The 26,003-nt window shown below is 60.0% G+C and carries 18 protein-coding genes and 1 pseudogene; 5 read left to right on the top strand and 14 right to left on the bottom strand.

Going from position 1 to position 26,003, the window contains the following annotated elements; genetic code table 11:
• Positions 1-39: 39 nt before the first annotated feature.
• From GVN17_RS15295 to GVN17_RS15265, 7 genes are all read right to left on the bottom strand, one after another.
• Positions 40-774: a glycosyltransferase family 2 protein gene (locus GVN17_RS15295; RefSeq protein ID WP_166596107.1), complete on the bottom strand. Its 735-nt coding sequence runs from the start codon at positions 772-774 to the stop codon at positions 40-42.
• 191 nt (positions 775-965) lie between these two features.
• Positions 966-2,645, bottom strand: coding sequence for an acyl-CoA synthetase family protein (locus GVN17_RS15290; protein ID WP_166596106.1), 1,680 nt, complete (start codon positions 2,643-2,645; stop codon positions 966-968).
• Entirely contained in the window at positions 2,642-3,187 is a 546-nt protein-coding gene (locus tag GVN17_RS15285) for a hypothetical protein (protein WP_166596105.1), read from the bottom strand. Before GVN17_RS15285 ends, GVN17_RS15290 begins: the two co-directional genes overlap by 4 nt.
• A complete protein-coding gene (locus GVN17_RS15280; protein ID WP_166596104.1) occupies positions 3,184-3,438 on the bottom strand; it encodes an acyl carrier protein in 255 nt (84 codons plus the stop codon). Before GVN17_RS15280 ends, GVN17_RS15285 begins: the two co-directional genes overlap by 4 nt.
• 9 nt (positions 3,439-3,447) lie before the next feature.
• Positions 3,448-3,708 carry a phosphopantetheine-binding protein gene (locus GVN17_RS15275; RefSeq protein ID WP_166596103.1) on the bottom strand — a complete coding sequence of 87 codons (261 nt, stop codon included), beginning with the start codon at positions 3,706-3,708 and terminating at the stop codon, positions 3,448-3,450.
• Positions 3,683-4,495, bottom strand: coding sequence for a 1-acyl-sn-glycerol-3-phosphate acyltransferase (locus GVN17_RS15270; RefSeq protein WP_166596102.1), 813 nt, complete (start codon positions 4,493-4,495; stop codon positions 3,683-3,685). Before GVN17_RS15270 ends, GVN17_RS15275 begins: the two co-directional genes overlap by 26 nt.
• A complete protein-coding gene (locus tag GVN17_RS15265) occupies positions 4,471-5,199 on the bottom strand; it encodes a beta-ketoacyl synthase chain length factor (RefSeq protein ID WP_166596101.1) in 729 nt (242 codons plus the stop codon). Before GVN17_RS15265 ends, GVN17_RS15270 begins: the two co-directional genes overlap by 25 nt.
• A gap of 349 nt (positions 5,200-5,548) precedes the next feature.
• Between GVN17_RS15265 and GVN17_RS15260 the strand changes: the two genes are divergently transcribed.
• On the top strand, positions 5,549-6,328 hold the full coding sequence (locus tag GVN17_RS15260; protein WP_166596100.1) for a ParA family protein: 780 nt from the start codon (positions 5,549-5,551) through the stop codon (positions 6,326-6,328).
• A gap of 46 nt (positions 6,329-6,374) precedes the next feature.
• On the opposite strand, the pseudogene GVN17_RS15255 reads toward GVN17_RS15260, so the two are convergent.
• Both GVN17_RS15255 and trxC read right to left on the bottom strand, forming a co-directional pair.
• A pseudogene (locus GVN17_RS15255) lies at positions 6,375-6,737 on the bottom strand (PAAR domain-containing protein); the annotation flags it as partial.
• A 137-nt stretch (positions 6,738-6,874) separates the two neighbouring features.
• The gene (gene trxC, locus GVN17_RS15250; RefSeq protein ID WP_166596098.1) at positions 6,875-7,309 is read right to left on the bottom strand and encodes a thioredoxin TrxC; all 435 of its coding nucleotides are present in this window, start codon (positions 7,307-7,309) and stop codon (positions 6,875-6,877) included.
• A 360-nt stretch (positions 7,310-7,669) separates the two neighbouring features.
• Between trxC and GVN17_RS15245 the strand changes: the two genes are divergently transcribed.
• The 3 genes from GVN17_RS15245 (at position 7,670) to GVN17_RS15235 (ending at position 9,459) form a co-directional block, all read left to right on the top strand.
• Positions 7,670-8,608 carry a hypothetical protein gene (locus tag GVN17_RS15245; protein WP_166596097.1) on the top strand — a complete coding sequence of 313 codons (939 nt, stop codon included), beginning with the start codon at positions 7,670-7,672 and terminating at the stop codon, positions 8,606-8,608.
• Between the two features lie 157 nt (positions 8,609-8,765).
• Entirely contained in the window at positions 8,766-9,053 is a 288-nt protein-coding gene (locus GVN17_RS15240) for a type II toxin-antitoxin system HigB family toxin (RefSeq protein WP_166596146.1), read from the top strand.
• Between the two features lie 4 nt (positions 9,054-9,057).
• Positions 9,058-9,459: a type II toxin-antitoxin system HigA family antitoxin gene (locus tag GVN17_RS15235; protein WP_166596096.1), complete on the top strand. Its 402-nt coding sequence runs from the start codon at positions 9,058-9,060 to the stop codon at positions 9,457-9,459.
• Positions 9,460-9,477: 18 nt separating this feature from the next.
• Here GVN17_RS15235 and selO read toward each other — a convergent pair whose 3' ends face one another.
• The 3 genes from selO to GVN17_RS15220 are packed head-to-tail and all read right to left on the bottom strand — an operon-like array spanning position 9,478 to position 16,137.
• Positions 9,478-10,941 (bottom strand): protein adenylyltransferase SelO, encoded by a 1,464-nt coding sequence (gene selO / locus GVN17_RS15230; RefSeq protein ID WP_166596095.1) that lies wholly within the window; start codon positions 10,939-10,941, stop codon positions 9,478-9,480.
• A 48-nt stretch (positions 10,942-10,989) separates the two neighbouring features.
• Entirely contained in the window at positions 10,990-14,358 is a 3,369-nt protein-coding gene (mscK, locus tag GVN17_RS15225) for a mechanosensitive channel MscK (protein ID WP_166596145.1), read from the bottom strand.
• A 36-nt stretch (positions 14,359-14,394) separates the two neighbouring features.
• Entirely contained in the window at positions 14,395-16,137 is a 1,743-nt protein-coding gene (locus GVN17_RS15220; protein WP_166596094.1) for a potassium/proton antiporter, read from the bottom strand.
• Between the two features lie 264 nt (positions 16,138-16,401).
• Between GVN17_RS15220 and GVN17_RS15215 the strand changes: the two genes are divergently transcribed.
• Entirely contained in the window at positions 16,402-19,776 is a 3,375-nt protein-coding gene (locus GVN17_RS15215; protein WP_166596093.1) for a dermonecrotic toxin domain-containing protein, read from the top strand.
• Positions 19,777-19,824: 48 nt separating this feature from the next.
• Here the strand turns inward: GVN17_RS15215 and GVN17_RS15210 are convergent, their stop codons facing one another.
• On the bottom strand, positions 19,825-21,627 hold the full coding sequence (locus GVN17_RS15210; RefSeq protein WP_166596092.1) for an acyl-CoA dehydrogenase: 1,803 nt from the start codon (positions 21,625-21,627) through the stop codon (positions 19,825-19,827).
• Positions 21,628-21,873: 246 nt separating this feature from the next.
• Positions 21,874-25,827, bottom strand: coding sequence for a trifunctional transcriptional regulator/proline dehydrogenase/L-glutamate gamma-semialdehyde dehydrogenase (gene putA, locus GVN17_RS15205; RefSeq protein ID WP_166596091.1), 3,954 nt, complete (start codon positions 25,825-25,827; stop codon positions 21,874-21,876).
• Between the last annotated feature and the right edge of the window lie 176 nt (positions 25,828-26,003).

Here is a 26,003-nt window from a genome sequence, read left to right as displayed (position 1 = left end):
CTTCATGCTCGGCCCAATGCTGCTTCTGGTCGGCGTCGCTCACGGCAGCCACCGTCGCCAGAGGATCAGCGGGAAGCGCCCAAGCATGCCGAAAAACAGCTTGGCGTGCATTTTCGAAATCAGCGCGTTGTCGTGAAACAAACGGAAATGGGAAAGGCCGTCCTGGGGGTAATGCACCTTGGTCGGCAACCAGCGCATCGGCTGGTTGCGCCACGACAGGCGCACGAGAATTTCGGGATCGAAGTCCATGCGTTTGCCGAGGTTTACGGTGTCGATCAGGTGAAGGACCGGCTTGAGCGGGTACACCCGGAAGCCACACATCGAGTCGGGAATCTGCAGCGACAGGCTGTTGATCCACACCCAAACGTGGGTCAGGTAGCGTGCGTACAGACGACCTTTCGGCACGCTGGCGTCGTATTGCGGGTAGCCACAGATCAACGATGTCGGGTGTTCGCGGGAGTGGTCGAGAAACACCTGAATGTCGTTCAAGTCGTGCTGGCCATCGGCGTCCACTTGCAGGGCGTGGCTGAAACTCAGCTTCGCGGCTTCACGCAGGCCGGCCATCACGGCACCGCCTTTGCCTTGATTCACTGGCAACTGAACCAGAAACACCTCGTCCTGCTCCGCCAGGCTGTTCAATACGGCAGCGCAGGCGGGGCTGCTGGCGTCATCGACCAGCACGCACGGCAGGCCAGCGTTCAGCAGTTCCTGAACCACGGCAGGGACGGCCAGTTCATGGTTGTAGACCGGGATGACGGCACAGGGGTTATGCATAGGGAAGTCCTTTTCGAGCGCTGCGATACGTCACTGCCGACCGCAAATCCTGTGGGAGCGAATTCATTCGCGATACGGAGGTACATCCGACAGAGATGGGTCGACTGTACCGGTCTCTCGCGAATGAATTCGCTCCCACAGGGTTATCGCCAGACACATAATCCGTGTCGGGCATGGAGCTTGTGGTCTGCTCACGCATCGGCTTCACTCCACAAAATCCGCCCGCTGGAGCAGGCCGCATCGCCGTTGCGATAGGTGAAATACAACTTGCTGCGTTCCTGATCGAAGCGCAGGGTCAGCGTGATGCGGTCGCCCGGGCGCACCAGTTGCTGGAATTTCAGCACTTCCATTCCAGCAAAGCGCGGTGGCAGGTCCATCAGGCGCTGGCCGAGGGCGATGGCCCAGTCGACCTGTACCACGCCGGGCAGAATCGGCGTGGTGGGGAAGTGGCCACTGAAATGCGCCAGATCCAACGGGACGATCAGCTCCAGCCGAAGCCCTTCGTCGGTGTCTTGCTGATTGACCAACTCCGGCTCATGGACTCGCGGTGCCACGAGCAGCGCTTCAACCTGTACCTGAGGCAATTTGCCTTGGGTGTTCAGCGGCAATTGGCTCAGGATCCGCCAGCGGCGGGGCAGGGCGAGGGTTTCGCAATGAGGCACCAGATGCTGTCGGAGCGCGGCCGTTACCACGCGACGGCCCTGATTTCGCAGTGCATGCACGCCTTGGGCGCTAAGGACGACCAGCGCACCCAGTGACGCACGGTTTTCCCGGACAACACCTAACCGGGCTTCGCTGACCCATTCATGGGTGGCCAGCGCTTGCTCCAGCAGCGGCAGAGAGATGCGCTTTTCTTCCAGCTTGACGATGCGGTCCAGTCGTCCGAGCAGTTCAAAGCGGCCATCTTCAGTGAAACGTGCCGCGTCAGCGGTTTGTTCGACATGGCCCACGGGCAAGTAGGGGGACTCGATACGCAACGCGCCGTCTTCGTTCTGACTGAGTTTCACGTCGTCGAACGCGCGCCACAACGGATCGCCCTGGCGCCAGGCGATACCGCCGGTTTCCGAGCTGCCAAGAACCTCCGTCGGCCACTGATCGAGACGCTGACGCAGGCTCTTTGCTGCGTCACTCGGCAAGGCGCCACCCGAAGAAAACACCCGGCGCACGGCGCTCAAGCTATCCCAGTCAAGGTTGTCGCCCATGCGCTTGAGCAACGCGGGGCTGGCGACCCATGCAAAGGCTTCATGCTCGCGACTGGCGCGTTGCAGGTCTTCTGGAAACGGGAGCTGCTTGCGCACGAAGCTACGTCCGGCACACAGAGGCCACAACACACGAAACAACAGGCCATAGATGTGCTGAGCGGCAACGCTGCCAATGATGCAGGCCCGGCCAAGGTCGGCGCCCCAGAGTCGTTCCAGTGCTGCGATTTCGTTGGCCAGCTGGCGCGCTGTTTTTTCGATCAGTTTGGGCTCGCCGCTGGAGCCTGAGGTGCACAGGCTCAACAAGCACGTGTCCAGATTGAGAGGCATCGGCTTGAACGGTGGGGCGTTCAGCTCATCGAGACGGGTATCGCCTTCGGCGTCCGTCAACCAAAGCTCGGCGAGGGAAGCCCAGCGTTTGCGGCTCTGGGCCTGCAAGTCCGAGGGCAACAGCACACTGGCGCCCGCATGCCAGGCGGCGAACACGGCGATGGCCAGTTCCGCCGCGTCTTCGAGGTGAATCGCGACACAGGTCACGGCGCGTTGTTGCAGCGCCGCCGCGACTGACAATGCGCGCTCGCGCCATTCTGCGTGGTTCATCCCCGGGGCGTGAGTGATCGGGCGTTCAGGGTGTGGCGCCAGCAACAGCCGATCAATGCTCAGCCAACTCATGCACGCCCCCGCACACGTTGGCGCACGACCCATTCACCGGCGAACAGCAGGCCCATCAAACCGTAGGCGATCAGCCCGGTGTACAGCGTCCACCAGCTCAGCGGCGCCCAAAGGGTCAAGGCGGCGGCGACGATGCCATTGAACAGAAAAAACAGGCACCAGATTTGGGTCACGTGACGCGTGTAACGGACCGCGACGTCCGGCAGCTCGGGATCGGTCAGGCGTGCGAGGCGTTCGACCACAGGCATGCCGTGCATCAGGCTCAAGCCAAACAGTGCCAGCATGAAACCGCTGATCAACACCGGGTACCAGCGCAGCAATTGCGGGCTGTTCACGATGCCCAGCAGCAGGCAGAAGCCGATGGCGACCGACGCCATGCCAAGGCTGCCCGGACGACGCTCGGCCGTCAGCGCACGGGCAGCCCACAGCACGCCCAGCAGCAATGCGAATTGCCACGGCGAAAAGTGCCCCATGCCGAAATACACGGCGAAGGGGTACAGCACCCCTGCGAGCACCAATACCAGACCCATCAGGCGGTTCATGCGGCGGTGTTGACCAGCCGGTGTACCGCTTCGACGACGTCATTGACGGTGCGAACGGACTTGAATTCTTCGGCGGCGATTTTCTTGCCGGTCTTGCGCTTGATGTGGTCGATCAGATCGACCGCGTCGATGCTGTCGATTTCCAGATCCTGATACAGATTGGCATCCAGCGTGACCCGCTCGGGCTCCAGCTCGAACAGCTCGACCAATGCGGTGCGCAGGGTTTCGAAAATCTCTTCACGGGATTGCATGTTCAGTCCTCAGGCCACTTGGCGAGCGCTGACGAATGCCGCGAGGCTGTCGACGCTGGTGAAGTGGGTGCGTGTGTCTTTGGCGTCGGCGTCGATCTTGATGCCGTAGCGTTTCTGAATGGCCAGGCCCAACTCCAGGGCGTCCACCGAGTCCAGCCCGAGGCCTTCGCCGAACAGCGTCTGGTCATTGCCGATGTCGTGGGTGCTGATGTCTTCGAGGCCCAGGGCATCGATGATCAGCTGTTTAATTTCCAGATGCAGATCGCTCATCTGTGGCGAGCTCCTTGATGAAGTGGTGATGCAGATAGTCATTGAGCTTGCGCGATGCCACAGGGGCGGGACCGAGCAGGGCGAACGTCGCCGGGTCGATGTCGTTGCCCACTCGCAGGTGAAAGTGCGGACGACGCTGAGGGATGCGATACCAGGGCTCTGCCTTGGTCAGGGTGGTCGGTGAGACATGGATCGTGACCGGAGTAATGATCTTCGCGCCACGCAAGGCGATCGCCGCCGCGCCACGATGGAAGGCAGGGGCTTTGCCCGGGCAGGTGCGAGTGCCTTCGGGAAAGATGATCAGAGTCTGGCCGGTCTGGAGGAGATACGCGGCGTTTTCCAGCATGTCGGCGCTGCCATCGTTGCTGACGTAGCCAGTCGAACGAACGGGGCCTCGCGTGAACGGGTTCTGCCAGAGGCTTTCCTTGACCACGCAGTTGGCATCCCTGACGAGGCCGATCAGAAACACCACGTCGATGAGCGACGGATGGTTGGCGATGATCATCTGCCCAGGACGGCCCAGTCGCTCTGCACCTTGGACCTCGTAGGTGAGGACGCCTGCCCTGGCCATGAAGCGAATGAACGTCCAGAACAGGCGGCTGATGGTTCGACGCGCACGACGCTGATGACTGCACGAATCGCCGGGCAGCCATGCCAGTACGGGAAAAATGAACAGGCGCAGGCACAACCCGCCCAGCCCGAACAGGGCGAAGCTCAGGGCAGTGGTCAGCAACCGCCAATAGTAGGCGTTGCGACTTTTGCTCAGCGGTTGCGTTGCCAGTTCCATAGCCGATTCTTCCAGGGATGTTGCAAAGCGTTTTGTTGTGTCGACAGTGCGCGCAGCAGATTGAGGGCGTGCGGCCACTCGTGGGGTGATTTCGCGTCGTCCTTAGACTCGTTCACGCGCAAGGTCAGTTGCCATTCGTCGCCCGGCGTCAGCAACAGGCCGAGCGCGTAGGGAAATGGCACATCGTCGATCCAGGGCGCATAGGCCTTGGGCGGGTTTTCCTCGGCAATGACCAGCAATACCGCTGGAGCCCCTTCGTTTAACAGGCCCGCCGCTTCCAGCACGCCATGCTCCAGACCGTCGCCTGCCGCTGCGAGGGCCGTCATTTCGCTGGTTTCGCCGCGCATGATCGACCACAGGCCGATGACCGCGTTATGCACGGACAGGCTGAATTGGGTCGGGGACAACGGCTGTTCGGCCGCCAGGTCGCTGAGAATGTCGAAGGTCCGGGGTGTTTCACCGTGTCTTGAAACGAATACCAGCGGCAGGTGTTCAAGCCGTTCTGCCAGCGGCCAGCCGACGCTGAAGGCCATACGCGCCAGGCGGCTCAGGCGCCTGCGTTGCATGGCGGGCAGGAACGAGACATCGGGGGCCTCATCCTGATGGCAGGGCACGACCGGTTTTTGGCTCCAGTGCCGCCAATCTTCGACCGTGGTCAATCCCGGCGCCCAAGCGCGCCACTGTGCAATGTTGAAATTGATCACGATTCTTTTCCCGCCCCTGCGGGCTTACTTCCTGGCTTCGAGTATCCGAAGTGACACCAACCATGGCGCGGCGCTATCACCGAGTGCCGGGCATTATCCCGGCGTAAAAGCACAGAGGCAAACGCTGAAACAAATAGTTTATTTACTTGGGATATTTCCTACTGTAACGGCAGTCGCTGTCTGGCAAAGGTCTGTAGGATGTTGCGACTTGATAAGCGCGGGGGTTTCGGGCCGACTATCGGAATTTTCCGAAGCGCTCACCTGACATGTCTCGTTTGCCTAGACTCGATACCATTCATCGGGTCACGAGACGATCCATTCATTCAAGACAGCGACAGGGAGTTTTCAAATGCGGCGTGTGGTGTTCAATCAGAAGGGCGGGGTCGGGAAATCGAGCATCGCCTGCAATCTGGCAGCCGTCAGCGCCCACGAGGGCTACAGGACGCTCTTGATCGACCTTGATGCTCAGGCGAACTCGACGCAATACCTCACAGGCCTGACCGGCGAAGACATTCCCATGGGCATCGCCGATTTTTTCAAGCAGACGTTGTCTTCCGGGCCGTTCTCCAAGAAGAATCAGGTCGATATCTACGAAACACCCTTCGACAATCTTCACGTCGTCACCGCGACGGCCGAGCTGGCGGACCTGCAACCCAAGCTCGAAGCCAAGCACAAGATCAACAAGCTGCGTAAGTTGCTCGAAGAGCTGGACGAGGACTACGACCGCATCTATCTGGACACGCCACCCGCGCTGAATTTTTACGCCGTCTCAGCATTGATTGCGGCGGATCGGGTGTTGATCCCTTTTGACTGCGACAGCTTCTCCCGGCAGGCCTTGTATGGGCTGCTGAAGGAAATCGAAGAGCTGAAAGAAGACCACAACGAAGGTCTGGAGGTGGAAGGCATTATCGTCAACCAGTTCCAGTCACGTGCCAGCTTGCCGCAGCAGATCCTCGACGAGTTGATCGCCGAAGGCCTGCCGGTGCTCCCGGTGTACCTCAACAGCTCGGTCAAAATGCGCGAATCACATCAGGCGAACATGCCGCTGATTCACCTGGACGCTCGTCACAAGCTGAGCCAGCAATTCGTCGAGCTGCATCATTTGTTGGAAAACAATACGGCGCATTGATCGGCATCTCCCGGGCTGCGCTGGCCTCGTCATCCTGCGTCGGCGGACTTTCCTGACGCAGTGCCTTGGTGAGCTGTCTGGCCCGTTTGCGCGCCTTGCGAGCGAGGTCCTTGGGGATGTCGATGGCGGCGTTCATGTCCGCCTTTAAACCCTCCTGGCTCGCGATCAAACGATGATTTTCGTCCGGACATTCACACCGCACGCGTTGTCCGTTCGTCGCGACAGCCACAAGATCATCGATGTAGGTGGGGTTGCCTTGCGCGATGTACCCCACCTGCTCGCAGGCCGCGCACCAGACCGGATCGCCCATGCGTGCGAGCCGACGTTCTTCGTAGGTCTGCGTGCCGGAGGTTTGCAGCACCACGCCGCCTGTTGTGGTTGTGTCGCCTTCTCTGATTACTGATGCCATCGCTCATCGCCTCTGGATCAACCGTGAGAGTGGCTAACCCTAGGCGCTTTCTTTGAGCTCGGGATGTCCGCCAGGCGTTTTCAGACGCGTCTTACGAACATTGCAGCCGCGGGCTTCGACGTGAGGCGAATCCGCCCTCAAATCCCCTGACTGGCAAGCCAGGCGGTCAACTGCTGGAGCGGCATGGCCCCGCTTTGACGCGCCACTTCGCGACCGTTCTTGAACAGAATCAGACTCGGAATCGACCGGATACCCAGCTGTGCCGACAGCTGCGGGTGCGCTTCACTGTCCAGCTTCGCCAGACGCACCCGCCCGCTCAACTGCACAGCTGCTTGCTCGAACGTCGGCGCAAAGGATTTGCACGGCCCGCACCACTCCGCCCAGACATCCACCAGCAACGGCAGATCACCCTTGATCTGACTCGCATAATCGCCCTGAGTCAGCGTGAACGGTTTAGACAACAGCACCGGCTGCTTGCAACGCCCACACTTGGGCTGATCCCGCAGCCGCTCGGCGGGGATGCGATTGAGGCCGTTGCACTGAGGGCACGGGATGACGAGAGGTTCGGACATGGCGGATACCTGGAGGAAGGCTGATGCTCGGTAAGTGAGGCCGCGGGGTGGGTTTATCAAGTTGGGCGGGTTGGTCTAATTCCCTCGAACTCAGTGTGTAACCGTTCACGCTCCTGAACATGGGCGCGTCCGCTGGGCCATTCTTTTCACTGTACAAAGACACCCAGCATTTCTTTGGCGTCTCGATGAAGCGTCCATGCGCAGCGCTTTCCACGCATCCTGCCCCGCATTTTTATCCGAAAGAGCGACCCGTTTGGCCGGCTAGCACTTGGTAAAGCCTGCGCATAGCTTCTGCCCTGAAGGGGTGTCGATTCGTTGTGAGTCAGTGGCCCCTGTTCATTCATGGTCAGGGAGATGCCAATGATCAATCAGTTACAGGCTGCATTCTCAGCGACCACCTCCGGCAAAGTCCCGGCGACCGTTTCCTCCGAAACGAAAAAGGGTCCGGAGCTCGCCGTCGAGAGCCCTGAGAAGACCGAGAAGAAAGCAACGGACAAGGCGAGCTTTTCGACGCTGGCGAGCCAGTTGAATGAAAGCGCTGCCCGTGCTGCCAAGCGTGATGCGGGCATGACCCATGCGGAATTGGGAAAGTACGGCCTGAGCCGGATCAACGAGTTTTTGTCTGAAACCCCGAAAGCCAATAGCCACACACGGGCGATGGAAGTGCCGGATACGACCGACCCCGAATTGTTGGATCGCGCACGAGCCGCCACGGCTTTCGTCACCCAAACGCTGGCAGGGCATCAGAATGCGAAGAGTCCGTTCGATGCGCTGTCCCGCGAGCAACTGAACCTGGTTGCCTATGACGACAGTGGCTCGTTCACCCTTAACGAACGACGCGCCGCGTGGCACGGCATTCAGAAGATGGACGACGCCTGGCGCAAGGTGGCGATCCCCGAAGGGCTCATCGAACAAACCCGCACAGGCAAGGCGTCGAAGTTTTACCAAGAGGCCCTGAGCTACTTCAAATCGCTGCCGACCATCGAGAAGGCGGTGGACTATCCCAAGGATGCAGAAGCGATTCTGGAGGCGCGGATCAAGAGCAAGCCAACCTTGCCGGAGCCAGCGACTTTACCCGGCCTCGTAGAGCGACGCGCGGCCGACCGGAAGCTGACGCTGTACGACATCCTCGCGGGTATGGTCGATACACAGAAAGACAAAGTCGACCCGAACACCCCGGCCCGCACCAAGAAATTCAGCCCACGCACATCGCCGACGCCGATGACGTGGACGGAGTCGTACGCGAAGAGGGTTGAGGCGATGGAGACAGCCAAGCCTGCCGTGGCGGCAAAGGTTTAAGCGCGGTAGAAAGGGGCTGCTTGTGACCCGGTGATGTGGCGCTCACCTATAAACTCGTTCGCGATGTAAGGTTGGCCGGACATGCTTTTATCGCAACTTGCGATTTTTCCCGTTTCTGACTAACATGCGTATCGCAAAGTGCGATATGGACTATCAGATGCATGTGATTACTGAAAAGAGGATTTGGGCGGCCAAGGCTAAATGGCCTCACTCTGCAAAGGCCTTGGACGCGTGGTATCGGCTCGTCAAGGCTTGTAGGCCCTCGGATTTTGCGGCTATGAAGGCGATTTTTCCCGCTACGGATAAGGTAGGACCGTTTCACGTGTTTGATATTGGGGGCAACAAGATCAGGCTTATTGCTTCAGTCAATTATTCAGCCCATCGTCTTTTCATTAAGCACGTCCTGGATCACCGCGAATACGACAAAGGCAAATGGAAGGTGTAAGTCAATGAGCGCTCTCATCAAACACGCAACGGAGCACTGGCACCACGTAGCCCCCTTGCTTAACAAGCCAGAAACGGAAGACGAATACGATCTGTTGGTCAGTGGCCTGGATGAGTTACTGGAAATCATTGGCGAAGATGAAGGGCATCCGCTTAACCGTCTCGCCATCCTCATCGGCGACGCAATTGAGGCTTACGACCATGAGAATCGCCCGATGCCGGTTGCTTCGGGGGTCGAGGCATTGCGCTATCTCATGCGTGAACATGGTCTGAATCAGGGAGATGTTCCTGAGGTGGGTACTCAATCAGTGATTTCCGAAATTCTTTCAGGTAAGCGTCAGCTCAATTTGAGGCAGGTTCGCCAGCTCGCGGATCGCTTCGGGGTGCCTGTCGAGGTCTTCATCTGACCTCGATTTCAAAAATCCTCACGACGAACAACTGATCTCCAGATGCTTGCCCCAATCCGGCGGCCGCTGGGCATAACTCTCCATGCCGTCCTGCGCTTCAAACGGTTTGCACAGCACCTGATGCAGCCGCCGAACCTCGCTGTAGTCGCCTTGTTCGGCGGCTTCGATGGCGCGTTGGGCGAGGTAGTTGCGCAGGATGTAGAGCGGGTTGACGGCGTGCATGCGGGTGCGGCGTTCGTCTTGAGTGCTGGCGGAGTCGCGGGTGATGCGGGCTATGTAGGTCTCGGCCCAGGCGTCGAAGCCGAGCATGTCGATGAAGTCGTCGCGTAAATGACGCGCGGCGATGTCGGCGGAATCTTCGCCTAAACGGCGAAAGAACAGGCTGTAGTCGACGCCGCTGTTTTGCATCAGTTGCAGCAGGCGTGCGATGAGGTCGGCGTCATTGTCCTCGGCCGTGGTCAGCCCCAGACGGCGGCGCATGAGGTCCAGATAGTGGGCCTGATACAGCGGCAGGAACAGGTCCAGCGCTTCGCGCAGCGCTTCGACACTGATGAAGGGGGTCAGCGCCTGGGCCAGTGCGCTGAGGTTCCACTGGCCAATCGGCACCTGATTGCTGAAGGAGTAACGGCCTTCGTGATCGGAGTGGTTGCAGACGAAGTGCTGGTCAAAATCGTCGAGGAAGGCGAACGGGCCGAAGTCGAAGGTGATGCCCAGGATCGACATGTTGTCGGTGTTCATCACGCCGTGGCAGAACCCATAGGCCTGCCATTTGGCGATCAACTCGGCCTGACGCTCGACGATGACGCGGAACATGGCCAGATAGGGTTCAGGCTGTTCGAGGCATTCGGCGTAGTGCAGCGACAGCACGTGATCGGCCAAATGTTTCAGCTCGTCGTGCTGTTTGGTGTAGTAGAAATATTCGAGGCTGCCGAAACGCACGTGGCTCTGGGCCAGACGCAGCACAATCGCCGCGCGTTCCTGGGTTTCCCGCCAGACTGGCGTGCTGGAGCCGATCACGCAGCCTGCGCGACTTGTCGGAATCCCCAACGCATGAAGCGCTTCGGAGGCGAGAAATTCACGTATTGACGAACGCAACACGGCGCGACCATCGCCCATGCGGGAAAACGGCGTCTGCCCGGCGCCCTTGAGGTGCAAGTCCCAATGCTCGCCCGCCTCGTTATAGACCTCGCCCAGCAGCAAGCCACGGCCATCGCCGAGGCGCGGGTTATACGAGCCGAACTGGTGACCGGAATAGACCATCGCCCGCGGATCGGCGTCTTCCCACAGCTTGTGACCGCTGAACAGCTCGGCAAATACTGGCTCTTCGGCCTGCGCAGGGGCCAGGTCCAGCAACGCCAAGGCCGATTCGCTGGCGACCACGAGGCGCGGTTCGGCAATGGGTTCGGGCAATACGGACGTGGAAAACGTATCGCCGAGGCGGGCGAAACGGTTGTCGAAGGTCAGTTCGTCGAGGGCTTTCACAAGACAGCTCCAGCAGAATGTCCGAGCATTCTGCTGGGATTTGTCGCGTCAGTCGAGCTTGGCTTCCGGCGGCTCCGGGACATCCTTCGGCGCCGCAGGTACGGTGGTAGGCGTTGCGATCGTCTTCTGCTCTTGCTCGATCGGCACCATTTTGTACTCCTGCCCCTGCATGTTCTTGAGGTAAACCTCCATCTGCCGGAACGAGATGTTGATGTGCTGCTTCTTGAATTCCTTGTTGATGAACCGGTTGATCTCATCGAGCACCGGGTTGCGGTCGCCAAGGTCGCGCACGTGCATGCGCAGTTCGTGGTCGAGCGTGCTTTCGCCGAAATTCAGGAAGTAGACGATCGGCTCAGGCTCTTTCAGGACGCGAGGGTTTTCCCGAGCGGCCTTGAGCAAGAGGTTGCGAACCAAGTCCAGATCCGAGCCGTAATCCACGCCGAGCTTGAGCGTGACGCGAGTGATGGTATCGGTGAGCGACCAGTTGATCAGTTGCCCGGTGATGAACGTCTTGTTCGGGACAATGATGTCCTTGCGGTCGAAGTCGGTGATGGTGGTCGCGCGGATGCGGATTTTGCTGACTGTGCCCGACAGGTTGCCGATGGTGATGGTGTCGCCGATCCGCACCGGGCGTTCGAACAGGATCATGATGCCGGAGATGAAGTTCGCGAAGATCTCCTGCATCCCGAAACCCAGACCTACGGACAGCGCCGCCACCAGCCATTGCAGCTTGTCCCAGCTCACGCCGAGCGCGGACAGCGTCGAGACGAAACCGACACCAGCAATGATGTAGGACAGCAGGGTGGTGGTCGCGTAGGAACTACCCTGTTTGAGGTTCAGCTTTGACAGCACGAACACTTCCAGCAGGCCCGGCAAGTTACCGGCCAGCACAAAGGTGATGCCGATGATCACCAGCGCGCCGATCATGTCGCCGAGGCTGATCGGCACCATGCTCATGGTTGCGCCGGTGCCGCTGGTGTATTCGTACAGGGTGATGTTGTCGAGGTATGAGAACACCGTGATCAGGTCGGCCCAGACCAGATACAGCGCGCCGATGAACCCGGCGATCAGGGCCAGACGAATCAGGCGTAACGACTGTTGGTTGACCTGTTCGATGTCCAGCGTCGGCTCTTCGACCAGCGCCTCACCCTCGCCAGCTTCCTTGGCGGCGTTACGTTTCGCCAGAGCGCGCTGGTAGGCCAGGCGTCGGGCTGCGACGCCCAGGCCGCGAACGAACGTCGCTTCGATCACCAACCACAGCATCAGCAAATAGAGGGTGTCGATCAAGCGGTCGCTGAGTTTCAGCGCGGTGTAGTAGTAGCCGAAGCACACGGCGAGGAACAGCGCGACCGGCAGAGCGGTGAACGCCAAACCTACCGTGCGGCGGAACAGCGACGCACTTTCGTGGGTCGGGCTGGTCAGCAACAGGCGGGCGAGCAGCCAGGTCATCAGTGCGTAGCAGGTCAGGACGACGGCAATGCCGATCACATCGTCCGCCAGCGCGGACGGCTCATGCTCGGCCACGGCGACCACCGTCACCAGCGCCAGCACCACCAGCCCCAGGCGACGAATCCAGCCCCGCAGGAATTCCACCTGGGACTTCTCCCAGCGAAAATGCAGCTGTGCAACGCCACCCGGCGCCAATACCCGGTAAGCCGTGTAGAACACCAGCCAGGCCAGCGAGATTTGCATCAGCGCCGCGCCGAGATTGATGTTCTGTTCACGGGCGTCGATCTGCAGCGCGAGCGCGCACGATGCCAACGCCAGTGACAACGGCATCGCCAGCAGGATGTTGATGAAGATTGCCAACGGCGTCTGCCACTGCCGGTCACGCTTGAAGTGGCCGATGTCGGCGTGCAGGCGGTTGAGCTTGTCGTACAGCGCCTTGCGCTTCCACATCAGGCCGCCGATCACCAGCAACAGCGGCAGGAAAATCAGTGGGCGCTGCGTCAGGCCGTCGCCCAGTTCGCTGAACGTCGAGGTCCACGGCAGGGTAGTGATCTGCTTGGTCAGGCGCGGTTTGATGCGCTCGAACCACTCCAGGTCCAATGGCTTGTTGCTGGGTATCCAGAACATCTGCTCATCGAGGGTCTGGCGCAGGCTAATAGCTGTGCTGACCAGCTGTTTCTGGTTGAGCTGCAAGGTGATGGATTCGTTGAGCAGCGCGCTCAGCTCGCGGTTCAACCGCTCCAGCAGGTCGGTGCGGGTGGTCGCCAGGTCCAGCAGGGTTTTACGCAGGGCCGGGGTGACGTCTTCTGGCTTCTGCGTGGCGAGCAGCGTATCGACGTAATTCGCTGGGTTGCTCATCTGTTCGCGCTGCTGATTGACCTCGAACTGGTACAGGCGAATGTCAGCGATTTCGTCCGCCAGGCCGCTGTCGAGCTTGAGTTTGGGAAGCGATTGCTTCTGCTTGTAGAGAATCTTGGAGAGCAACAGGCTGCCGCTCAACACGTTGATCTGCTCGTCCAGCGCCGCATCGGTCTGGGTGATGGCGTCGAGCTGGGTTTTGGTCTTGAGGTTCTGCTGAGTCAGTTCGTTCAGGCGATCGGTGCCGCGCAGCAGGTAGTCGGATAACTTGAGATTGGCCGCGCTTTCGGTGGCGAGCAGGCTGCTGCCTCCGGCTTTCTGCGCTTCGATCGACAGCTGCGTCACGGTTTCCTGGGACTGTGCGCGGCGTTTGTCGTTGATCAGCGTTTGCAGATCCTGGATTTCCTGATCCTGACGGGCCACTTTCTCGGTCAGCAGATCACGCTGGCTGCCGCCCAAGTCCTGCAATTGACTGTTGCCTGCCAATTCCTGACGACGCAGGGCAATCAACGCGTTGATCGACGCCAGCTCAGCGTTCAACTGATTGCGCTGGTCGCTGCTGATCGCCTTGCCCCCGTCCTTGCCGGATTTGAGGATGCCGTTGATCGTTTGAATGCGGGTCTGGCTGGTACTGATCTCGGCCTGAGCGCGCTCCGGGCGAGTCTGTGCCGTGATCGTCATGCTGTTGGCGTCGTTCAGCGCCTTCTGCAAGTCAGCCTGTTGCGCGCTGCGTTGGCTCAGCATCCCCTCAAGCTGAGGCACGTCCTGATTGGTGTAGCGCTGGGCAACCGGAACCGTTTTGCTGGCTTTGAGCTTGGCCAGTTCGCGCTGGTTCTCGCCGGTCTGCTTCGGCGCATCGGCCAGCTGCTTCTTCAGGTCTTCCAGCTTTTGCTGGTTATCCTTTTGGCTTGCGATGAAGGCGAGCGTCTGTTCCAGCACCTGTTGCAGGGCTTTCTGGTCATCAGCCGACAGTTTGCGGTCGGCGATCCGGTCCAGGCTCTGCTGAACGGCGTCGCTGCTCGGTGGGGGAGTGTCAGCGGCAAATGCCGGGACGTTGGAAAGGCAAAGCCCCAGCAAGGCTGAGGCAAAAAAGGTACGCAGCGAGAACATAGACACCGGGTTGCACGATCAGGAAAGAGGAGCAGTTTAGAGGAACAACCCGGGACCCGGGCGGCTTCCTTCGGGGAATCTGACGCCCACTTTGAGGATCTTGTTCCCTTCCATAACCGCAACTGTCCAAATAGTTCCGTTCCATTCGATCTGGTCGCCGACAATTGGCGCGCCGCGATTCTTCTGAATGATGAACTGGCTCAGCGGCATATTCGAATCCAGGCCGTCGAGTTTCAAACCGTACAATGCCGCGACAGCCCCGAGCTGAGCGTCTCCCTCAAGGACGAAGTCACCGAAAAAGCGCAGATCCAGACCCCGTTGCGGCGCCTGACTGAACAGCTTGCCGAGGGCAGGAAGATCGTGTTCGTGGCCGATGACGCACAGCAGGTCGCCCGTCTCCAACACCGTACTACCCGACGGATGGAGCAGTTGCTGACCCCGAAACAGGGCCGCGATCCGGGTGCCTTCCGGCATTTTCAGCTCGCGAAGCGCCGCGCCGATGCACCATTTCTCGGCACCGAGTCGGTAAACGAACAGCTCCCACTCGCTGGTCACGTGCACTTCGAGCGCTGCGCGAGAGATGGGTGCAGGATCAGGCGGAACCGTCACCTTCAGCCATTTCGCCATCCACGGCAGGCTCGTGCCCTGCACCAGCAGCGACACCAACACGATAAAGAAGGCGAGGTTGAAGAACAGCTGCGCCTGCGGCAGACCCGCCATCAGCGGGAACACCGCCAGAATGATCGGGACCGCCCCGCGCAGGCCGACCCACGCGATGAAGGCTTTTTCGCGACCATGAAACACGCGGAACGGCAGCAGGCCGGCGAGGACCGACAGCGGGCGCGCCACCAGAATCATCCACAGCGCCAGGCCCAAGGCCGGCAGCGCGATGGGCAGCAAATCATGGGGCGTGACCAGCAGGCCCAACACCAGGAACATGCCGATCTGGGCGAGCCACGCCATGCCGTCGAGCATGTGCAGGATGCCGTGACGGCTACGAATCGGCTTGTTGCCGAGTACCAGACCGCACAAGTAGACCGCCAGAAAGCCGCTGCCGTGGATGGCGTTGGTCAGCGCAAACACGGCCAGGCCGCCCGCGATCACCAGAATCGGGTACAAGCCGTTGGCCAGGTTGATGCGGTTGACCAATTGCAGCATCAGCCAGCCGCCACCGAGGCCGAGGATCGCGCCGATGCCGAATTCCTGGATCAGATGACCCAGCAGGCTCCAGTGCAGGCCGGTCTGGCCGCTAGACAGCATGTCGATCAGCGTGACGGTCAGGAACACCGCCATCGGGTCGTTGCTGCCGGATTCGATTTCGAGGCTGGCCGTGACCCGCTCGTTGAGGCCCTTGCCGCCCAGCAGCGAAAACACCGCTGCGGCGTCCGTGGAGCCGACGATGGCGCCGATCAAAAGGCCTTGAATGATGTTCAGGTCGAACAGCCAGGCCGCGATCATGCCGGTCAGACCCGTGGTGATCAGTACCCCGACCGTGGCCAGCGACAAGGCCGGCCAGAGCGCAACCCGGAAACTCGCGACCCGGGTTCGCAGGCCGCCGTCGAGCAGAATCACCGCCAGCGCAAGGTTGCCGACCAGATAGGCCGTCGGGTAGTTGTCGAAGATGATGCCGCCACCATCCACGCCCGCCGCCATGCCGACTGCCAGGATGATGACCAGAATCGGGATGCCGAGCCGGGACGACAGCGAGCTGACCAGAATACTCGCGCCCACCAGCAACGCGCCGATCAGGAACAGGCTGTTGATGGTCGTCGCATCCAAGGGCGGTACTCCAGACAAAAGCAGAAATGAACGCATGCGTGACTTGACATGCAGTCCACGTGCCAAGGGATTTAACCCGTTGAATTGGCACGCTGTCAAAGGCTTCTGCCAGCGGAAGGCTTAACGCTTGCTTCGGTGTGAGAGAACCAACAGCCGTGCACAATGCCATTAATAGGGTGTGCAGAGTGCGGTAATTATGTAGTGCATGTTCGGATCTTTAGTTGACTACTGTGGGGCTTCTGATCACTGACAAGGATGTCGACGATGAAAAAAAATCTGGAGTCCTCCACATACCCGATGCCGTCGGGCGTTCGGCCACGTAGCCTTGGTTCGATTTTTTATCCAGAGCCTGATCTTGAGGTAGATGAAGCTGCCGAAGGCATCGGCTACGAAGTCGGGCTGCCCGAGGGGGAGGGGCCGGGAATCGTGCCGATTGAAGAAGGAGGGCGTGACCCACATCACGCCTTGCTGCTGACAGAGTTCCTGGCCAGCAAGGATTTAAGCTTTCCGTCCCCCAAAGACTTCGCTCACGACAAGGCCAAGGCCTACGTTCTGGAGCATCTGGAGCTGGACATCGATCCCGATGACCTGATCATTGCCACGCTCTACATCGACGCCGTGGACCACGGCGATCAGCGTGCGAACCTTGCCTACTCGATGACGCTGACTGAAGCCTTGATGCGCAATTGGCAACAGGAGGGCGATGGCCACTTCTACGATCATCTCGGAACGCTGGAGGACTGGCGGCTTGAAGGGTATCCCGCGGTCATTTCGGAAGAACCTCTGTCGCTCGACCAGTGTTTTGCCTATGAAGCGATCTACCGTAAAACCACCCCCCAACACTTCGACGGTTCCGCTCAGGTCCATCTGGACCCCAAGCCGTTCAAGCGCTTCATTTGGGAGGCTGATCTCCAGTCCCACTACGAGGAGCTGCTCAACGATTTCTGGGCCGCGCACCGGGATGACTATCACTTGTTCATCAAGGCTTCGCTTCTGCGGGCGGCCTATGTTCAGCATGAGGAAGGCTCGCTCAGTGACGAGGATAAGGCGCTTGTCCTCGACGCTGTAGGCCTGAAGCCTGAACAGTCGTGGGAAACGTTGGCGTTCGAGGCATTTCGGGATGCGCCGCTGAATCCTCAGAATGCGACAATTCGCGAGCTCGACATTTATTGCTACACCGCCACCGACATCATTGTGCTCAAAGATGAGCGCACTGAAAGGCTAGTGATGTACATCCCCGGCAACTCTTCGCCGCTGCACGGTTTCGACGACATGGCCGCCTTGCGTGACTGGTTTGCGTTGCAATGTCGGTACACCGAGCGACGAACAGCGCTGGAAGGGCACTTTCGAGTCGAGGACGGACCTGATGGCATTTTTTACAGCGGCCTACGGTCGTCCCTCAAGGGTTTGGGTGCCTACCCGAACTGGTTCATCGGCAACACGCATTACTGGAATCCCGCCACGGAAATCAACTTGGGCCCCGCGCTCTCCCCATGGCCGTTTTCTCACTTCAGGAAAAGTCTTCAGCGTCGGCTGAAATCCGATGCAAACCGTTTGATCCGCAGTCGTGCGGATTACAACAAGGAAACGGCGGCGGAGATCCTGTCTGCCGCGATCAACGTCACCGGCGTTATCGCGATGGTGGTGCCAGGTTTGTGGGCGCCCCTCGCGTTGATGTCTGTGGCGCTGATCGGCTTGGGAGCCGATCAGGTGATCGAGGGGACTGTCGAAGAACAGCATGAGGGCGCTGGCCGAATCGTCTTTGGTGTTCTCAATGCTGTACCGGCACTCGCCGAGGGCGCTGGAAAAGTATTGGGCGCGGCAGCGGTGAAAGGGGAGCCAGTTGCCGCAGGTGCGGCCGACGAGATTGGACAGAAAATCAGCAGTGCAACTGAAGAAGAGCAGACTGCAGCCTCGGCCGAAGCGGAACGCGCAGAAGCGCATGCGGCGGAAGAGAAGCAAGCGCGAGCGACTGAGTCCGAAGATGAACGCGGGGCGCGACGGGATCAGGAGGAGCAGCGTCGAGCGGACCTGAGAGCGCATCACGCGGCCCACTTAGACGCTGTGAAAGCCTTTGGTGTGGAGCCTGCGGGGTTGCGCTCGCTGAGTCCGGGGCTGAGGGCGGATCTCGCCAGTTTCGAATATGTCGATGAACTGCCTGCTGGCGGAGAGTGGAAAAGTCTGGATGAAGGAAACGTCTACAGCGTTCTTGACGACGCCTCCGGAAAGGACATCCATTTCACTCGTGTCCACGCAAAAATCTACCGTGTGGAGTTTGTTGAAAATGCTCGCCAGTATCGGATCATTTCGACGAGCGATTCGACGCTCAAGGGACCGTACGTCAAAAAGCTGAAAGGCTTTTATTCCGACATTGATGTCAGGCCTGGACTGAGGGGTGGCGACAGCTACGTACCTGGGGGCGAACCTGTTCCCGAGATCGCGCCGGTCAAAGAGGACATTCCACTGGTGCGCGCGCAGCCGCCCTTGTTCGTGGAGATCCCGCTGGACGGTATCGAGGTACGGCCGGTGGTGGGCGATGACGGTCAGGAAATCGATCAGTTCTTCATTCCCAATCCACCGAAAGACGTCCGGGTGTCCTATGACGTGGATCTGGGTTGCTGGAAAAAGAACGCCGTCGAGTTCCGATGGATGGACAACAACGGCGTCTGGAAATCGGGGAGCGAAGACAAGTTTCTCAAAGTGAGGAGCAGACTGCTGCCGCCGGTGAAAAGCGAGATTTACAAGTTTCCGCGCGTGCCGGGGCTGGCAGAAGACACACAGGCGGTGAACCGCACCGTTCACCACGTCTGGCTAGGCAGCAGGCTTCCGGATGAACATTTGATCGCCGGGATGAAAGCCAACATGGAGACCAGCCCGGACCTCAGCTTCACTCTGCATATCCAGATCGATGACACTGCCATCGTTGACGGAGTCAGCCCTCAGGAACAATTGCAGGCCGCGTTTGCGGGCCATCCGAACATGACCATTTCGAACCTCGAAGAAGAGCCGTTTTTTGCCCATTTCAGGGAAAGCCCGCACACCGCCGAACCCTTCAATTATTTCCGGGAAGGCAGTGGCCAGAACTACGCAGCGGCGTCGGACGTGTTGCGCTATTCGCTGCTGCACGAGTACGGCGGTATTTACATGGATTGCGACGACGTGATCAAGGTGTCGTTCGAGGGGCAAGCGCTGAATGCGGGGCCGAACGATGTGTTGATGGGGGAGGCTGTTTCGTCTCCGCGCATGGATTTCTTCGGTCCTGGCAACAGTCATTTCGCCAGCCACGCCGGTAATCCAGTATTGCTGGAAGTGCAGAGCACGTTGTACGCGCGCTTCAAGGACGAGCTCGACGCGCTTGTCATCATGGAAGCAGACAAGTCTCAAGTGATCGACGGGAAAAATCCTTACATGACCAAGATATTTTTCGTGACAGGGCCGCGCCTGTTGCTGGACACATTGAAGAGCGTTCGCCCGGACTACGCGGCCTTGCTCGACAATTCCCTCCACGCAAAATCAGGCATTTCTTCGCTCACCTATCAGGAGTACGTGATAGAAGCTCAAGACTTTTATGTCCCATTTGGCCGACGGCTGAAAATCACAGCCGGTGCCGAAAACTCTTGGCACTCGGCGGCCAGTTAAGGTGATCGACACGCGGCGATAGCAGCCTCGGCTCAGGCGCCGCTTATCTCAGAACCAGCTGTCCTGCATCGTCAGGCAGACGTCATCACGAGCCTGGAGAATCGCCAGTTCGTGATGACACGCCGGGACTTCCCACGTCAGGAAGAATCGTGCGGCCGCGAGTTTGCCGGTATAGAAATCCGTGTCGGCCGTCTGGCCTTTATTCAGGCCTTCTTGCGCCCGAATCGCCTGCTCCAGCCAGCGCCAGCCAATGACCGTGTGACCGAACGCCTTGAGGTAGAGCGCGGAGTTAGCCAGCGTCGCGGTTACCTTGCCTTGCGCCAGGTCCGTCAACAGCTCAATCGTCACCGCCTGCAAACGCGCTACCAGTTGTTCCAGTGGCTGGCGCAATGAACTCAACGACGCGTGTTCCTGCGCCCGTTGGCAGGTGTCTGCGATCAGACGGACCAATTGCTTGAGACCGGTGCCGCCGTTCTGTGCCAGTTTGCGTCCCAGCAGATCCAGCGACTGAATGCCGTGAGTGCCTTCGTGAATCGGGTTCAGGCGGTTGTCGCGGTAGTACTGCTCCACCGGATATTCGCGCGTGTAACCGTGGCCGCCGAGGATTTGAATCGCCAGCTCGTTGGCCTTCAAGCAAAACTCTGAAGGCCAGGATTTGACGATGGGGGTCAGCAGGTCCAGCAGTTCATGGGCCAGCTTGCGCGCTTCTTCGGTGTCGCCCGTTTGCGTGTCGTCGAACAGGCGAGCGGCGTAGAGCCCCAAATCGAACGCGCCCTCGACGTAGGCTTTTTGCGTCAGCAGCATGCGTTTCACGTCGGCGTGTTGAATGATCGACACCGGCGCGCTTTCGGGATTTTTGCTGTCGGGCAGGCGACCCTGAGGGCGTTCGCGGGCGTACTCCAACGAATACAGATAACCGGCGTAACCGAGCATCACGGCGCCCATGCCCACGCCAATCCGTGCCTCGTTCATCATCTGAAACATGTAGCTCAAGCCCTGATGGGGCTTGCCCACCAGATAGCCCACGCAGTTGCCGTTATCGCCGAAATTCAGAGCCGTCGAGGTGGTACCGCGCCAGCCCATTTTGTGGAACAGCCCGGCAAGCAACACGTCATTACGCGGACCGAGGCTGCCGTCTTCATTGACCAGGATTTTCGGCACGATGAACAGCGAAATGCCCTTCACGCCGGGTGGCGCGTCCGGGAGTTTGGCCAGCACCAGATGCACGATGTTTTCGGACAGCGGATGGTCGCCGCCGGAAATGAAAATCTTGTTGCCGCGCAGGCGGTAGCTACCATCGGCAGCAGGTTCTGCGCGGGTGCGAATGTCCGACAGCGACGATCCGGCGTGAGGTTCGGTCAACGCCATGGTGCCGAAAAAACGCCCCTCGATCATTGGTTGCAGAAACTTCTGCTTTTGTTCTTCGCTGCCGAAGTTCTCGATCAGATTCGCCGCGCCCATGGTCAAGAAGGGGTACGACGTCGACGCCGCGTTGGCGGACTGGAAGTGAGCGAAACAGGCTTGGGATAACAGCGTCGGCAGCTGCATGCCACCCGCTTCGAAATCCCGTGCCGCGTTCAGAAAACCAGCCTCAAGAAACGCATCGACAGCGGGTTTCACCTCGGGAATCAACACCGCTTCGCCGTTCTCAAAGCGCGGCTCGTTCTCGTCGTTCTTGCGGTTGTGGGGCGCGAAGTATTTCTCCGCAATCGCCCGCGCGGTGCCAATGGCGGCATCAAACGTCTCACGACTGTGCTCGGCAAACCTTGCACGCTGAGTCAATGCCTCAGCGTCCAGCACCTCATACAGCTCGAAAGCCAGATTGCGGGAACTGAGCAGCGTCTCGGACATGGCGGCGTACCTTTTGTTGGATTGCCGAGGAGTCTAGGGGCGAGGGGAAGGGGTGAACAGGAAGATTGATGTGGGTGATGGAGGGCTAGAACACAGGGTGAATGCAGGCCGGGTAGAGAGCGTCGCACGGTTTCCGACCGTGGGAGCGAATTCATTCGCGATGAGAAGGTATACCCGACGAAGGTCATCGGGTGTACAGACGTCTCGCGAATGAATTCCCCCCTACAGGAGGGACGTAGCGCCGGCTTACCCGATCGTCATCAGACTCGCATTACCCCCTGCTGCGGCGGTGTTCACGCTCAATGCACGTTCGATCACCAAACGCTCCAGCGCAATGCCGGTTTCGCCTTTGGACAAGCCGTGAACGCCGATGATGGCGCCAGCACGCTGAGCGACTTGCTCGCAGATGGCGCGCAGCTGGTCGGAGTCGCCGTGGTGCAGGACGGCTTCGATGGCGATGTCGTCCTTGCTCCAGTCACTCACCAGCTTGATGCGCGCCTGCACGTCTTTCGGCAGGCGCTTGTACAGCGGCTTGCTGAGTTCGGTGTCAGGCACGATAGCGGTGCTCCCAACGGCCAGTACGGCAGCCAGTTGCGTCAGCAGGTCGGCTTCGTCTTCGGCCAAGCACAGCACGTGCTCACGGGGCAGGATGGTGTAGCTGTTGCGCTCGCCGGTCGGGCCTGCCAGCAGTCGTGAAATACCGCTTTGCGATTGTTCGGCGAACTGATCACAGGTCGCTTCCAGTTCCGCTTGTTGCTGGATCGACGCCCAGGCTTTCAACGCGGTCAGCGGTTTGAGCAGGTTGTCGCGCAGGCGCACGTCGGGCTTCGTCGCGGCGTCACCTTGAGCGAACGATTTCTGCACGGCGTCGGCAGGGCGAGTCGAGAGCAGGCGATACAGGTACAGCGGGCCGCCCGCTTTCGGACCGGTGCCCGACAGGCCTTCGCCGCCGAACGGTTGGACCCCGACCACGGCACCCACGATGTTGCGGTTGACGTACATGTTGCCGGCGTTCACCGAGTCGATCACCTTGGCGATGGTTTCGTCGATGCGGGTGTGAACACCCAGCGTCAGGCCGTAGCCCGACGCGTTGATCTGGCCGATCAGTTGGTCCAGTTCCTTGCGCTTGTAGCGAACGACGTGCAGCACCGGGCCGAAGATCTCGCGTTGCAGTTCGTCGAAGCTTTCCAGTTCGATCAGCGTTGGCATCACGTAGGTGCCACGCTTGATTTCGTCGCTGTCGGCGATCGCCACCTGATACACGTTACGGCCTTTGTCACGCATGGCCTGGATGTGTTTCTCGATGCCTGCCTTGGCTTCGGCGTCGATCACCGGACCAATGTCTACGGACAGGCGCTCCGGGTTGCCCAGACGGCTTTCGGCCATGGCGCCTTTGAGCATTTCGATGACGCGGTCGGCGGAGTCTTCCTGCAGGCACAAAACGCGCAATGCAGAGCAGCGTTGGCCTGCACTGTCGAACGCCGAGGACACCACGTCGATCACCACCTGTTCGGTCAGGGCTGACGAATCGACGATCATCGCATTCTGGCCGCCGGTTTCGGCGATCAGCGGGATCGGACGACCCTGCGAGTCGAGACGACCGGCGATGTTGCGTTGCAGCAGGCGGGCGACTTCGGTGGAGCCGGTGAACATCACGCCTTTGACGCGATCGTCACCGACCAGACGCGCCCCGACGGTTTCGCCACGGCCTGGCAGCAGTTGCACTACGCCCTCAGGAATACCGGCTTCCAGCAAAATGCGCACGGCTTGAGCCGCGACCAGCGGGGTTTGTTCGGCCGGCTTGGCCAATACCGGGTTACCTGCGGCCAACGCTGCGGCGACCTGGCCACTGAAAATCGCCAGCGGGAAGTTCCACGGGCTGATGCAGACCACCGGACCCAGTGGACGGTGGGCGTCGTTGGTGAAATCGTTGCGAGCCTGCACAGCGTAGTAACGCAGGAAGTCCACGGCTTCACGCACTTCGGCGATGGCGTTGGCGTAGGTCTTGCCTGCTTCGCGAGCCAGCAGGCCCATCAACGGCTGGATATCGGCTTCCATCAGATCGGCGGCCCGTTCCAGGATCGCGGCGCGCTCGGCCGGTGGCGTCGCTTGCCAGATCGGACCGGCGCTCAGGGCGCTCAGAAGGGCGTTATCGACGTCTTCCAGACTGGCTTCCTGAACATGGCCCACCACGTCACGCAAGTCGGATGGGTTCAGCACAGGGTTTGCAGCGCCTGCGCTGACCGGGCTGCCCAGCATCGGCAGGGCTTTCCAGTCGTTGTGTGCGGTGGCCAAGAGTGCGGACGACAACGACGCCAGACGGTGTTCGTTGGCCATGTCGATGCCCGCCGAGTTGGCGCGCTCGCTGCCATACAAATCGCGAGGCAGCGGAATGCGTGGGTGAGGCAGACCAAAGCCGCCTTCCTGCGTGGCCATGCGCTCGATGCTGGAAACGGGGTCGGCCACCAGTTCCTGAATCGAAATGGACTGGTCGGCGATGCGGTTGACGAACGAAGTGTTGGCGCCGTTTTCCAACAGGCGACGAACCAGATACGCCAGCAGCGTTTCGTGTGTGCCAACCGGAGCGTACACGCGGCACGGTCGGTTCAGCTTGCCGTCAGCGACCTTGCCCACGACTTGTTCGTAAAGAGGTTCGCCCATGCCATGGAGGCACTGGAATTCGTACTGGCCGGGGTAATAGTTCTGACCGGCGATGTGATAAATCGCCGACAACGTGTGGGCGTTGTGCGTGGCGAATTGCGGGTAAATGACTTCCGGCACCGACAGCAATTTGCGGGCGCAGGCGATGTAGGACACGTCGGTGTACACCTTGCGGGTGTAGACCGGATAGCCTTCCAGGCCTTCGACCTGGGCGCGCTTGATTTCGCTGTCCCAGTACGCGCCCTTCACCAGGCGGATCATCAAGCGATGACGGCTGCGGCGGGCCAGATCGATCACGTAGTCGATCACGTATGGGCAGCGCTTTTGATAGGCCTGAATGACGAAGCCGATGCCGTTCCAGCCGGTCAGTTGCGGTTCGAAGCACAGGCGTTCGAGCAGGTCCAGTGACAGCTCAAGACGGTCCGCTTCTTCGGCGTCGATGTTCAGGCCGATGTCGTACTGCTTGGCCAGCAGCGTCAAGGACAGCAAGCGCGGGTACAGCTCTTCCATCACGCGCTCGTATTGCGCGCGGCTGTAGCGCGGATGCAGGGCCGAGAGCTTGATCGAGATGCCCGGGCCTTCGTAAATGCCGCGACCGTGGGAGGCTTTGCCGATGGAGTGGATTGCTTGTTCGTACGACGCCAGGTATTTCTGCGCATCGTGTTCGGTTAGCGCCGCTTCGCCGAGCATGTCGTAGGAATAGCGGAAGCCTTTGGATTCGAAACGGCTGGCGTTGGCGAGGGCTTCTGCAATGGTCTCGCCTGTCACGAACTGCTCGCCCATCAGGCGCATGGCCATGTCGACGCCCTTGCGGATCATCGGTTCGCCGGACTTTCCGATAATGCGGCTCAGCGAAGAGGTCAGGCCTGCTTCGTTGTGAGTGCTGACCAGCTTGCCAGTCAGCAGCAGCCCCCAGGTCGCGGCGTTGACGAACAGCGACGGGCTGTTACCCAAGTGCGGGTGCCAATTGCCGGTGCTGATCTTGTCGCGGATCAGTGCATCGCGGGTGCCTTTGTCCGGAATGCGCAGCAGCGCTTCGGCCAGGCACATCAGCGCCACGCCTTCTTGGGACGACAGCGAGAACTCTTGCAGCAGGCCCTGCACGATGCCCGCGCGGCCCCCGGCGCTCTTTTGATTGCGCAGTTTTTCGGCAATCGACGCGGCCAGCTTGTGGGTGGCGTCTGCCATGGCTACTGGCAGGCGGGCCTGTTCCAGCAGCATTGGCACGACTTCAGGCTCAGGGCGACGATAAGCCGACGTGATCGCGGCGCGCAGCACTGACTGAGGCAGGATGCTTTCAGCGAATTCAAGGAACGCCTGATGGCCGTTATCCGCAGGCAGTTCACCGTGGTCGTCGGCGTCTTTGCTGACCAGCCCATTGAGCTCGTTGAGGGTGGCGCCAGCTTCGAGCTTCTCCAGGTAATTGAAAATCGCCTGTTTGATAAGCCAGTGGGGAGTCCGGTCAATGGACTGCGCAGCTGCTTTCAATCGCTCGCGGGTCGGGTCGTCGAGTTTGACACCGAGGGTGGTGGTCGCCATGTCTTGTCCTCATCAGAGCCACATTGGGCGTGGCTGTCACTGCGGGCAAGATTAGCCTGTGGTCGGGGCTGGGTGCAACCGGGTGCAACCCATTTTTTCAAGATATTTCCAAAGGTATCGTCAATGCACGATGCCCCTCAAAAAAGGGTTTGAGCACCGTCATTTGGTGGGATTTC

Origin of the sequence: Pseudomonas sp. SLFW (genome assembly GCF_009905615.1) — a bacterium.
GTDB lineage: Bacteria > Pseudomonadota > Gammaproteobacteria > Pseudomonadales > Pseudomonadaceae > Aquipseudomonas > Aquipseudomonas bambusae.
This window is presented reverse-complemented; position numbering and strand designations above follow the sequence as displayed.